This window comes from Anabaena sp. PCC 7108 (genome assembly GCF_000332135.1).
Lineage (GTDB): Bacteria > Cyanobacteriota > Cyanobacteriia > Cyanobacteriales > Nostocaceae > Anabaena.
The window spans coordinates 5289980-5302437 of the sequence record NZ_KB235896.1 but is presented as its reverse complement, the minus strand read 5'-3'; the positions used below and the strand labels follow the sequence as shown (position 1 = coordinate 5302437).

General features: G+C 38.1%; 13 protein-coding genes. 5 read left to right on the top strand and 8 right to left on the bottom strand.

The window, feature by feature from the left end:
* The first annotated feature begins 403 nt into the window (after positions 1-403).
* Positions 404-1534, top strand: a complete 1131-nt coding sequence (locus ANA7108_RS0124730) for a tyrosine-type recombinase/integrase (protein WP_016953524.1) — start codon at positions 404-406, stop codon at positions 1532-1534.
* Between the two features lie 60 nt (positions 1535-1594).
* Here the strand turns inward: ANA7108_RS0124730 and ylqF are convergent, their stop codons facing one another.
* The 4 genes from ylqF to ANA7108_RS0124710 all read right to left on the bottom strand — a co-directional run bounded on the left by ylqF (position 1595) and on the right by ANA7108_RS0124710 (position 5590).
* A complete protein-coding gene (gene ylqF / locus ANA7108_RS0124725; protein ID WP_016953523.1) occupies positions 1595-2479 on the bottom strand; it encodes a ribosome biogenesis GTPase YlqF in 885 nt (294 codons plus the stop codon).
* Positions 2480-2531: 52 nt separating this feature from the next.
* Positions 2532-2897, bottom strand: coding sequence for a glyoxalase/bleomycin resistance/dioxygenase family protein (locus ANA7108_RS0124720; RefSeq protein ID WP_016953522.1), 366 nt, complete (start codon positions 2895-2897; stop codon positions 2532-2534).
* 55 nt (positions 2898-2952) lie between these two features.
* Positions 2953-3753 carry a Uma2 family endonuclease gene (locus ANA7108_RS0124715; RefSeq protein ID WP_016953521.1) on the bottom strand — a complete coding sequence of 267 codons (801 nt, stop codon included), beginning with the start codon at positions 3751-3753 and terminating at the stop codon, positions 2953-2955.
* 226 nt (positions 3754-3979) lie between these two features.
* The gene (locus tag ANA7108_RS0124710; protein ID WP_016953520.1) at positions 3980-5590 is read right to left on the bottom strand and encodes an acyl--CoA ligase family protein; all 1611 of its coding nucleotides are present in this window, start codon (positions 5588-5590) and stop codon (positions 3980-3982) included.
* 477 nt (positions 5591-6067) lie between these two features.
* Here ANA7108_RS0124710 and ANA7108_RS0124705 point away from each other — a divergent pair, with 477 nt between their 5' ends.
* From ANA7108_RS0124705 to lysS, 4 genes are all read left to right on the top strand, one after another.
* Entirely contained in the window at positions 6068-6304 is a 237-nt protein-coding gene (locus ANA7108_RS0124705) for a hypothetical protein (protein WP_016953519.1), read from the top strand.
* 60 nt (positions 6305-6364) lie between these two features.
* Positions 6365-6628 carry a hypothetical protein gene (locus ANA7108_RS0124700; protein WP_016953518.1) on the top strand — a complete coding sequence of 88 codons (264 nt, stop codon included), beginning with the start codon at positions 6365-6367 and terminating at the stop codon, positions 6626-6628.
* Positions 6629-7079: 451 nt separating this feature from the next.
* A complete protein-coding gene (locus tag ANA7108_RS0124695) occupies positions 7080-7952 on the top strand; it encodes an MBL fold metallo-hydrolase (RefSeq protein WP_016953517.1) in 873 nt (290 codons plus the stop codon).
* Positions 7953-7991: 39 nt separating this feature from the next.
* Positions 7992-9560, top strand: coding sequence for a lysine--tRNA ligase (lysS, locus tag ANA7108_RS0124690; RefSeq protein WP_016953516.1), 1569 nt, complete (start codon positions 7992-7994; stop codon positions 9558-9560).
* A gap of 176 nt (positions 9561-9736) precedes the next feature.
* On the opposite strand, the gene ANA7108_RS0124685 is transcribed toward lysS, so the two are convergent.
* From ANA7108_RS0124685 to proB, 4 genes are all read right to left on the bottom strand, one after another.
* Entirely contained in the window at positions 9737-10111 is a 375-nt protein-coding gene (locus tag ANA7108_RS0124685) for a hypothetical protein (RefSeq protein WP_016953515.1), read from the bottom strand.
* 33 nt (positions 10112-10144) lie between these two features.
* Entirely contained in the window at positions 10145-10507 is a 363-nt protein-coding gene (locus tag ANA7108_RS0124680; RefSeq protein ID WP_144052420.1) for a papain fold toxin domain-containing protein, read from the bottom strand.
* An 83-nt stretch (positions 10508-10590) separates the two neighbouring features.
* Complete coding sequence (locus ANA7108_RS31105) at positions 10591-11175, bottom strand: Uma2 family endonuclease (RefSeq protein ID WP_016953513.1); 585 nt, start codon at positions 11173-11175, stop codon at positions 10591-10593.
* Positions 11176-11244: 69 nt separating this feature from the next.
* Positions 11245-12354: a glutamate 5-kinase gene (gene proB, locus ANA7108_RS0124670; RefSeq protein WP_016953512.1), complete on the bottom strand. Its 1110-nt coding sequence runs from the start codon at positions 12352-12354 to the stop codon at positions 11245-11247.
* Positions 12355-12458: the final 104 nt, after the last annotated feature.

Below are 12458 nucleotides of genomic sequence, written 5' to 3'. Positions count from 1 at the left end.
GTAGATTCTAAAGACACTTGTACCAATCCAGAGGGTGAGGGATACGAGAAGAATGATTTCAACCCCTACGACGATGATACTGATTGCGAACATTTCACCTGGGACGAGAACCCTTCTGTAGAGGATTAAATGAAATGAATAGGATTCACGGTTACGGGTAGTGAGCCGTTCAACAGCAACGTCAAAGAATTAAGAAGAATACAAAGACATCAACTGACTTACGGTTTTCTTTCTTTTACCTTTGCAAGCTTTAGAAACAAGTTCCGAATTCTTGGTACTCAAGCACATCAACTTACGTACACTTTAGTGGTTACAGCACAATACAATTCACCTAAAAGATTTAGGCGACGCAGAAGAGGGAAATTCCGGAATTTAAAAAAGTTGTACAACAAGGATTAATTTAATGGCAGTAACCAGCGACCCTAAATCTAAAAAATTAATCATCCGGTTTAGGGTCGCTGGTTACGCTAAACAGTTCTACCTTTCCACCGGGCTAAAAGATAATAAATCAAATAGAGTCGTTGTAGAATCGCGCTGGGAATTCATTCAGCGCGAAATTTCTTTAGGTGAATTTGACCCTACTCTTGAACGTTACAAATTTGGTGACAAGAAGCCAAAAGTAAAACCCAAAGACAATAAAATTACACTTTCTGAATTGTGGGAGAGGTTTACCCAATTCAATCAACAATTCTTAGAAGCTACTACCATAGATGGTTATAGGTTTACGTCCCAGGCTATCAGTAAACTACCAAGTGAACCACTAAAAATCAAAGATTATCTTCTAGAAAAATATAGTTATTCAGTTGCGAGAAAAATTTATGCTGACTTATCCCGCTGTTGTGGGTGGGGTATTAGTTGCGGTTTGGTCAGTGAGAATCCGTTTCAACCTCAATTACCCAAACTGAAAAAATCATCCAGGGAAGAATTAGCAGCCTACACCCTTAAACAGCGAGATTTGATTATTTACACTTTTGAGCATCACCATAAATTTTCACATTACTCAAACTTAATTAAATTTCTATTCTGGACTGGGTGTAGACCCGGTGAAGCATTCGCCTTGACTTGGAAGGATGTTTCCAGCGACTGTACCAAAATTACCATCTCCAAATCTTACGCTTCAAAAATTAGACTTACCAAGGGAACCAAGAACGGAAAGCGGCGAATTTTTCCTGCTGCCACTGGTGGCAAGCTGCAAAATTTACTTTTGGAAATGCGATCGCCTCATTCAAACCCAGATGACTTAGTTTTTTGTAGCGTCGGCGGAAAGCAATTAACTTTAAAAATTTTAGATAAAGTTTGGCGTGGACATCAAACACGGGAATATTTTTACCCAGGCGTGGTCAGAGAGTTGGCATATAAGAATCAACTTCCATATTTAAAGCTTTACTCAACCAGACATACATTTGCGACTTGGGCGATAGCTTCCGGTTCTTCTCCCGATAAAGTCGCGTACTGGCTTGGCGATAATGTGTCCACAATATTGACTTACTACTGTCATCCCGAAGTGAGTAAAGCTGATTGTCCGGATTTTTGATTACTGATTTACCACTCAAATCCTACTCAATCACCACTCAAAGAACCGCTGGGAAGGCTTTTATAATTGGGGTGGAATTTCTAACGGGATATTACCTAAAAGACCTTTGCGAAAATCGGTGATTAGTGTTCTAGCCGCACGTTCGACATCTCCTTTGTAGCGATGTTCTGCTAAAACTTGCAAATATGCTTCACCTGTATGAATAATGGAGTCAACTTCATAGCGTGAAAGCAAAGGGTGTGTGGGTAACAAATGAGGATGGGTTTCTTGAAGTTGATTGACTATATCTACAAAAGCGGCGGCTATTAATTGATTATCGTAAGAGGCTTCACCAATATCGTCACAAATGGCTAATTTCACTGCTGCGACTTGATTTTCCATTCTTGAGGGAATAACACCGGGAGCATCTAGCAATTGTAACTGATCGGAAATTCGCACCCAACGCAATTGACGAGTAACACCGGGACGCGCAGCACTTTCAACCACTCGTTTTCCTATCAGCCGGTTGATTAATGCTGATTTACCGACATTGGGAAAACCAATAACTACAGCACGAACAGGACGGGGTAACATTCCGCGATCTTTTCGGCGTTGATTAAGTTCTATTCCTGCTGTTTGTGCGGCTTTAGTTATGGCTGTGATACCTTGGCCGTGTTGAGCATTGGTAAAATAGGGGACTTGTTCCTGGCTTTTAAACCAGTCTATCCACTGCGATCTCACTTGTGGCAAAATCATATCCAATCGGTTAATCACCAGTACCCGTGCTTTAGTTCCTACCCATTCATTCATTTGGGGGTGATTTGTTGCTAAAGGAATACGCGCATCTCTAACTTCTAAAATCACATCTACCCGCTTTAGCTGTTCTTTGAGATTTTTTTCAGCTTTGGCAATGTGACCGGGATACCATTGAATGAGATTTAATTTGTAGTTTTGAGTTATTGACATTGGTAATTTGTAATTTGTTAGTTGTCAGTTGTTTTTTATTAATGAACAATGACTAGTGAGATTGATGTAGAATTAAACGGTTGCCGTCGGGGTCGTAGGCGTAAACTTCTCTTCCGTGGGAAGCTGTAGAAATCTCTCCTGGTGGAGAATAGCCTAAATATTGTAAGTGAGTTATGGCATTTTCTAAATTACTCACTTCTAAACACAAACTTAGCGGACTTTTGGCATTAGTGGTAAATTCTGATTCATAATTTTTTTTTGGCTGAAAAATCCCTAAGCAGAGGCTAGAAATTTCAAACTCAGCATAGACACTGGAAATAAGGTTTTTTGGTTCTTGTTCCAGCACCTGGGTATAGAAATTCACCAAATTATCAAAATTAACAGTTGCAATGGTGACAAGTGCGTGAGTGTATTGCATATTTATTTTTACCATAATTTTTAGGGGCAGGGTTTACCTACCCACTCTTTCCTAATTAAATCGTATCTGGGTCAATTCCTAATTCTCTGAGTTTAGCTGCTAAACGTTCAGATTTTTGCTTTTCTTGTTCAGCGAATTCCTCAGGAGTCAGGATGATCAATCCTTCTGCTGTAAAATAGCGCAATTTATTTTCATGAATACCTAAATATAAACTTAGCTGCTGACTCCATAACCAACCTTGGGAGTTATTTTCTATAGGTTGATAAGTACCACCAACCAAAATAAACCCAGCAAATTCTAGATTATTAGGGTCAAACCAAAAATATTCAGGAGTACGAAATATATCTTGATAAATTTGTTTTTTAAGACCTTTATCAACCGATGCTGTTAAATCTGAAATCAGTTCGATAATAATATGGGGATATCTACCATATTCTTGCCAAACTACCCAACTTTTACGAGGTTTTCGTTCAGTATCTCGGACAACAAAAAAATCTGGGCTACGAAAGTCTTCTGATTTATGTTGATGTAGACTATAGTGAATAGTTGAATTACCAGAAACATAAAAATCATTACGGTTTCTCCACCACAATTCTAAACATTGGATGAGCAGAATGATCTGGCGCAAATGTGAATCGCTTTCTAATGGTCGTTCATCACTATATAAATCTCCAGTGGGAAACATGACATCTTGGAAAAGTTCATTTTCTAATGGTGGTTCATCACTATATAAATCTCTGGTGGGAAACATGACATCTTTAGGAAGTTCAAAATCTAATGGTGGTTCATCAATGTATAAATCTCCAGTGGGAAACATGACATCTTTGGGAAGTTCAAAATCTTGAGATATAGACATAGCAAGAAGTTGTTTGATAATAGAACTTTAGAGTATCAGGAGAATTGACAGATTACTAAATCCGTATTTATTCTGCTAGATTAAGCATAGTACTGAGACACAGATTTGTCAGTAATTTTCTAAAAATTATTCTCTAATTTAGTAAATATCTATTCAGTACTATCTTCGACAACACACCATCAAACTCTTACTTTTTGGTGCGGTGCGGATAACTGACCAAATATAATTAAGCACCTTGAATTTTTCTTTCATAACCTACCCATTCTTTATCCCGCAAGATATATTTTTGAATCTTGCCTGTGCTAGTTTTAGGAAGAGTAGTAAATTCTATAGCTATTGGACATTTAAAAGCAGCTATGTGACTACGACAAAATTGGATTAATTCTTGTTCAGTGACTTGCATATCTTCTTTAATAGTCACAAAAGCTTTAGGAACTTCACCTCGTTTTTGATGAGGTACAGAAATTACAGCACATTCTAATACAGATTCATGACGATAAAGACATTGTTCTACTTCAATACTGGAGACATTTTCACCATTAGTGATAATGATATCTTTCATTCTGTCGCGGATTTCAATATAACCATCAGGGTGCATTACTGCTAAATCACCACTGTGAAACCATCCCCCACGAAAAGCCCATGTTGTCCCATTGGGATCATTATAATAGCCTTTCATCACCATATTTCCCTGCATTACCACTTCTCCCATTGTTTTTCCGTCAGCCGGGATATCTTCCATATTTTTATCTACTACCCGCAACCCATCCCCACTAATATAAGATACGCCTTGACGAGCTAATAATTTACCTTTTGCTTCGTTGTTTAAATTATCCCAATCAGATTGGTATTCACATACTGTATAAGGACCATAAACTTCTGTTAAACCATAAACATGAATAATTTTTGCACCAATAGCAGTAAACTTTTCTATTAATGTGGGTGATGGTGGTGCGCCTGCGGTGGTAATAGTGATAGGTCGTTCTAAACTTTGCGGACGTTCTCTATAGTTGAGGAGAGAAATTAACAAAACTGGTGCTGCATTAAAGTGAGTTATTTTTTCTTGTGCAATTATCTGCCAAACTTTTCCAGGGTGGAATTTTCGCAAACAAATATGAGTTCCACCAATAGCTGTCACCGCCCAAGGGAAACACCAGCCGTTACAATGGAACATTGGTAAAGTCCAAAGATAAACGGAGTCAGGAGTTAAGTTAGTCTCAATTATTTCTCCTAATGTACTAAGATATACGCCTCTATGGGAATACATTACACCTTTGGGATAGCCGGAAGTCCCACTTGTGTAATTAATAGAAATTGTCTCCATCTCATCGGTAATTAACCAAGGCAAAGGTTGAGAATTTCCAGTTTGTAAAAATGCTTCATAATCTTTTCCATCTAAGGGTGTAAAGCCTTCTATATCAATAATATTAATAATATGTTTAACTGTCTTTAATATATTTTGAACAGGGCGAATTATATCTGCTAATTCTGTATCGACAAATAAAAATTTTGCCCCACTATCATTGAGGATATAAGCAACTTCTTCAGGTGCTAAACGAGTATTAATAGAAACTAAAATACCACCCGCTAAAGGTACCGCAAAATGGGCTTCTAGCATCTGAGGAGTGTTGAATGAAAAGAATGCTACACGCTCCCCTGTTTGTATTCCTGCATGACGCAAAGCTGAGGCTAGACAATTGATACGGGTTGCAAATTGGCTATAAGTGAAATGTTGCTGTTCATAGATAATAGCTACTTTGTCTCGGTAGACTTTGGCGTTGCGTTCAATAAAGGTCAGAGGTGTCAGAATCTGGTGATAAACTGCGGCAGAATTCATGATTATTTTTGATAGTTAATAAAAGAGCAGTATTTTATTATACTACCATCATATATTTCGACCTTAGTTATAATTAGTTATAAATTTTTATAGAATTTTGTAGAATATATATTTAGGACTTACGCATTGACAGAACAGACCAAATAAATTTGGGTTTCAGTCTCTTGTAGGGTGTGGTTCGGCAAGCTCACCAACCACGTCAGACTCGATAATTTGACACAATTAACCGATTTTCTACATCTGACGCACCTTAATAATATGTTGTCCTCACAGCAGGCAATAACCAATTATCTTTGATACATATCATGTCCAGTTTGTATAGTGCTGAAGTCCTAATATCTATAAATTGAGTAAGTAAGCGTAAACATTTCTGCTGTATGACCAGATTTGTGTCGATTTATCAAGCCTGAAACAAAAACTTAGCCAGAATTGCAAAAGTATGAGAATATAAAGAAAAGATTAAATAATTTAAACATCATGATAACTGCTAAATTAATGCGACAACTCTGGGCTGTAATCGAATCAACCCAAGTCAGCACCTTACTCCAGTTTGACGATGCAGCATTAGTACAATTGCTCATCCAGCAATTAACAGCCAAGCAAGGTCTGGATATCCAAACAGATAACAGTATTAATACTTATATTGAATCCAAGCTACCCCTAATTCGTGATACTGCTGAAGGGCGACTATCTCTTGGGCAAGGTCATCAGTAGCATAATAAATTGAATGATTACTCATAGCCGAATAGGTTCTCAAAATTAAATCAGTACAAAATGATAAATCACTGGCTAAGTATTGCCCTGGTAGCTTATCTAATGGGAGCGGCAATTGAAGGGGTTAGTACAGTCAGTCAGCTTTCTAATTCAGTGCCAGAGCTAAATCAAGATGCAGAAGACAATACCTCAGAATCTGGTACTTCACGTAATCATAGTTGGCGAGTTGTTGCCGCTATAGCCTCAGTAAGTATTTGTGGAGCTTTTTTCTGGCCTTGTCGCTTATTCCACCGTTCAATTAAAAGATATTTTAACGGCTTTTGATGGTTAGGTTGTGATGATGATAAATAGTGGCAATTCAACAACCATTAAACCTAAATAAGTAATTGGACAAAAATATTTACAGTCATTGCGAGCGAAGCGAAGCAATCCCAGCCCTTGCGATTGCGTCATTCCACTGCGTTCCATTCGCAATGACATTGTGTAATTAATTCTGTCCTAGTACTTAAGGTCTAAACTGGCTTTGAAAACAGTAAATACATTGCTAATTCAGAATTTAGACTTCTGATATTCTTCATTAAGTAGTAAGACTGAATAAAAGAAAAGTTAGTAGTCAGGGCTTTAGCCCTATCAAACCTAGCAAGAGAGCGATAAATCGCTCACTACGACCAAAATTTTATCTTACATTTAATTCTGTATACCTACTTTATCAAATTAGTAGTTAAACTTTGCTAAATTAGAGATATAAAATTTCTCTATTAGCAGAGGTTTGAATATGGCTCATTTAAACCAACGTCGTCCTCAAAATATCAACGGTGAATTTTATGTTGATACCACCTGCATTGATTGTGATACATGTCGTTGGATGACTCCCGAAGTATTCCATCGTGTAGATGAACAATCAGCAGTTTACCATCAACCAACAAACGAAACCGAAAGATTAGCCGCACTTCAAGCACTTTTAGCTTGTCCTACCAGTTCCATTGGTACAGTTGAAAAACCCAAAGATATCAAACTTGCTCAACAAAGTTTCCCCATTTTAGTTGCTGAAAACATTTACCATTGTGGCTATCATTCAGAAAACTCTTATGGTGCTGCTAGTTATTTAATTCAACTTCCTGAAGGTAACATTTTAGTAGATTCTCCTCGCTTCACCCCACCTTTAGTTAAGCGTCTCGAAGAGTTCGGTAAGATTAGTTATATGTACCTGACTCATAGAGATGATGTTGCAGACCATCAAAAATTTGCTGACCATTTTCACTGTCAACGTATCCTCCATGAAGATGAGATTTCTTCAGATACAGAGAATGTGGAAATTAAACTCACTGGTTCAGAACCATTTCCATTAACTCCAGATTTCTTAATTATCCCCGTTCCTGGACACACCAAAGGACACACAGTTTTACTTTATCAAAACAAATTTCTTTTTTCTGGCGACCATCTCGCATGGTCCGACGACTTACATCAGTTGATAGCATTCCATCATGTTTGCTGGTATTCCTGGCCAGAACAGATAAAATCAATGGCTAAATTGGCTAATTACTCCTTTGAGTGGGTATTACCAGGACATGGTAGACGCTTTCATGCTGACACCCAAACAATGCACCAACAAATGCACAAGTGTTTAGAGTTGATGAAAACCTTGTAGGAGTTAGAATATAAGGCATCGTCAAAATATAGATGTCAAATGTTCTGGGCTGATAAAATCGCTGCTGAAGCACAAGGCTACCAGGTAGTTAATGATTCCAAGACTCCTTCAGGTAGAGTACACGTAGGTTCATTACGGGGTGTGGTTATCCATGACGTTATTTACCGTGCCTTGAAACACGCAGGTAAGCCCGTGAAATTCTTGTACGGTGTGGATGACTATGACGCATTGGATACTGTTCCTAAATATTTAGATCAGGAAAAATTCGCACCTTATCTTGGTTTTCCATTGTGTAATGTCCCGTCTCCAGAAGATACAGCTAGTGATTACGCTAAGTATTTCATTGGCGAATTTTTTGAGGTTTTCGAGTATCTAGGAATTAAACCAGAAACTTATTTTTTGCGTGATTTATATCGCACTGGAAAATTAAATTCCTATATCGACACTTTCTTGAAAAATGCTCATCTTGTTAGAGAGGCATATAAAGAGGTAAGTAAAGCCGACCGTCCCAATAACTGGTATCCTTTTCAAGTTATTTGTGAAAATTGCGGCAAAATCGCCACAACTGTAACCACAGATTACAACGGTTCAGAAGTATTTTACACTTGCAATCCAAATGCAACCGACTATGTAAAAGGTTGTGGTCATTCGGGTTGGATTTCTCCTTTTGATGGTAATGGTAAATTACCTTGGAAAGTGGAATGGGTTGCTAAGTGGGATGTGTTGGGTGTAACTATCGAAATGGCAGGTAAAGACCACTCCCAAAAAGGTGGTTCTAGAGATGTTGCTAATTCTATAAGTCGCAAGGTTTTACAAAAGCAACCTCCTTTCCATTCTCCCTATGAATTTATTCTTGTCAATGGCACAAAAATGAGTTCTTCTAAAGGAGTTGGTTCGAGTGCAAGGGAAATAGCGGCTTTACTTCCTCCTGAATTATTGCGGTTTTTGATGTTGCGGACTCAGCCAAGGTCAGTAATCAATTTTGCACCGAATTATGAAACCATCACTCGTTTATTCAGAGACTACGATACTTTAATAAATAAGTATCCCAATTCACCTGAATTAACTGAGGAATTAATGCCGTTATTTTACGCGCAATTAGGTGATGAAATTCAATCTTTCCAACCTTTTGATTTTAGTACGCTGATTTCTCTGTTGCAAGTTCCGCGTTTGAATATTCAAGAAGAGGTTACACAACGCAGTCCACAGCCTTTAAATGAGTATGATCAGCAAATTGTTAATCAAAGAATTGCTGCTGCTCAATTGTGGTTACAAGACTATGCAGATGAGGAAGAAAAGCTAGTTCTCTATTTGGAACAAGTACCAGAAAAAGCGAATGAGTTGACTGAAGAACAAATTGCTTATTTGCAGAAATTGGTAGAGAATTTGCAGAATATTTCTAACTGGGAAGCTGAGGAATTGCAAACTTTGATATTCTCAACTACTAAAGAGTTGCAAATTCAACAAGCGAATGCTTTTAAGGCTTTGTATTTATCGTTTTTAAATAAAGAACGGGGTCCGAAAGCTGGCGGTTTGTTTTCTTATTTAGAGAAGTCTTTTGTGATTTCCAGGTTGCAAGATGTTGTGGCTTTGAATCAGTCTAAATAACGCATCTTTCCTTGTTCCCTGTCTCTGACAGGGAATACATTTTATGAGGCTCTGCCTCTATACAGATTACCAGAAGTCAGAGCCTTCTTGATTGCATTCCCAGCCGGAGACTGGGAACGAGGAAAACTTATCACGATATTCTCCGATTCTGTATGCAGATATTTATCACGCACTTTTCATAATTTTGATAGTAGTTCTTCATGATCCAAATCGAAGACTTTATTCTTAGGTTCCGTCTCTAGATTTTTATCACGCTGTTTAAACTCTTCAAGTAACCTAAAAAAACAGCTTAAAGCATCCTTTTCATCACGGGTAAATAGCAGAATAATATTCGCCCATGAATTGGAAGTTTTCACATTAAAATGTCTTTGTATCCAAGGCTGGAAATTTTCGTAAAAATCGGCATCTTCTGGTTTTAATTCCAAACCTAACTCACTCCGGGCAAATTTATATCCCACTAAAAAATGACGTAAAACAGTAATAGAAGACTTACCAATATACATACCTGGCCTGTCTTTTATTTTTTGCAAAACTTCATATATTCCTCCCATATAAACCTCCTTGCTGTAATTCTGCTTCTTTTACTATAGCAAATCTATTTCAGTGATAGTAAACTCATGACTAAGACAATCAAAATCATTTACCCAATCTTCTCGCGTCATTCCCTCCACTGATAGATTATCGAAAACTCTGTCCAAAACCTCTACTCCATAATGAGTCCCATTATCTGTAATTGAATCAGTAATATCTTGCCGTTCTAAGCGCCAACTTAAAATATATTCATCGTTACGACTCTTTGTTTTTAATTTGAGAATTTTGGCTTTAATATTATTTTCTTTTAACCATTGGTAGATAACCCTGGCACAATCATCACATTGATAAAGATCAAACTTTTGAATAATTTTACCAATTTCTCGAAAAATCTCCTCATCAGATAATTGACTCACCCAAACCTCCATTTTTCAGCCAATTAATCAACCTCCCTATCCCCATTCTTCTAAAAGAACTAACATTAAATAATATAATAAATTCAAATACCTCGACGAAATTCTCTAATCGCTTCTAGGGGAGAAGATAACAAAAGACAACGACTCAATAAAGATAAATCTAATTCTGGTAATAACGCACTGTTAACAATTTTCTCATATTCTTCTTCTCGCAAACAATAAACCTCAAGTGTTCCATCTTCCCAAAACCAAATTTCTGGGACTTTCATTAATTTATATTTTTTCAGTTTGATGGGACTACCACTAGTAATCACTACTTCAATACATAAATCTGGTCTATCTTTATCTATTCGCAAACAATAAGACAAATCTGCTTGATACTCAACTACACCAGGAATTATCTGAGAATAACTACCACTGGGAAAAAATTCAACTTCCTTAATTTCAAAGTAGATGATTAGCAGTGCAGCAATCAAACCACTAATCAACTCATGCGCTTTACCGACACCCACAATTTCTAAAACTCCCTCACAATAAAATAAACGCACCCCTGGTAGATGTTCAAAACCCTTTTGAATCGCTTGAAACCTTTCCCAACTAACCCCACGACGGTAGAAACGTTGTTCCTCCTCCGGTAAACCCAAAGAACCTTCCAAAACTCTAACCATAACCTCTCCTCCATAAAAACTCCGCGAACCTCCGCGTGAACCTCCGCGTTCCTCTGCGTTAAAACATCCCTAAATCAACACCAAATTATCCCGGTGAATCACAGTTTCCGCACCCGCATAACCTAAAATTCCGGCAATATCCCGCGAATGATAACCACAAATTTTTTGTAAATCTTCGCTGTTATAATTCACCAAACCCCGTGCAATTTCGTTACCATTGCGATCGCACAACTGTACTGCTTCCTGATTCTCAAACTCCCCTTCTACAGCCTTAATTCCCGCAGCTAACAAAGATTTTCCTGCTTGCAAAATGGCATTTATTGCCCCATCATCTAAATATAATTTCCCCGTAGGAACCAAACCATAAGCTATCCAGCGTTTTCTCGCTGAAGTTGGTTCTGGTTGCGGTTCAAAATGCGTTCCTATAGCTTCCCCTTGGATAATTTTCTCAATATTGCGTGGAAAACGCCCTTGAGTAATTACAGTTCGCACACCAGCTGCGATCGCAATTCTAGCAGCCGAAATCTTTGTCACCATCCCCCCAGTTCCCCATTGTGAACCTTGTCCCCCGGTTTGGATTTGTAATTCCGCCAATTCTTTCATATTACTAATTAAAGAAATGGGACGGGCATCTGGTACAGTCCGAGGATCTGCTGAATATAATTTATCAACATCCGTCAGTAAAAATAACCAATCAGCTTCAACCAAGCTGGCTACTAAAGCCGAAAGAGTATCGTTATCACCAAATTTCAATTCTTCAACAGCTACTGTATCATTTTCATTCACCACCGGAATTACTCCCAGTCCTAACAGTTCCCGAAAAGTATTATAGGCATTGAGATAGCGACTACGTTGTACTAAATCTGCTCTCGTTAATAATACTTGAGCTATAGGTTGATTTAATGTACTAAATAAATCATCATAAATACGCATGAGCCGACCTTGCCCAACTGCTGCTACAGCTTGTTTGAGGGCTATGGCTTTCGGACGTTCTGTTAAACCCAGCCGCGCACAACCTACTCCGACTGCACCAGAGGAAACTAAAATTACGCGATGCCCTTGGTGTCTTAAATTGCACAGGGTTTCCGTCAAAGTGGCAATAGTGGAAAGGGCTAGTTGTCCTGTTTCTGGTTGAGTTAGGCTAGAAGTGCCTATTTTAACAACTATTGTTTTGGGCATGGGGCATTGGTCATTGGTCATTGGTCATTGGTCATTGGTCATTGGGCAAGAGGTTATTCTCCTCCTACACCCTTTACTCAGTACTCACTACTCGGTACTCAGTA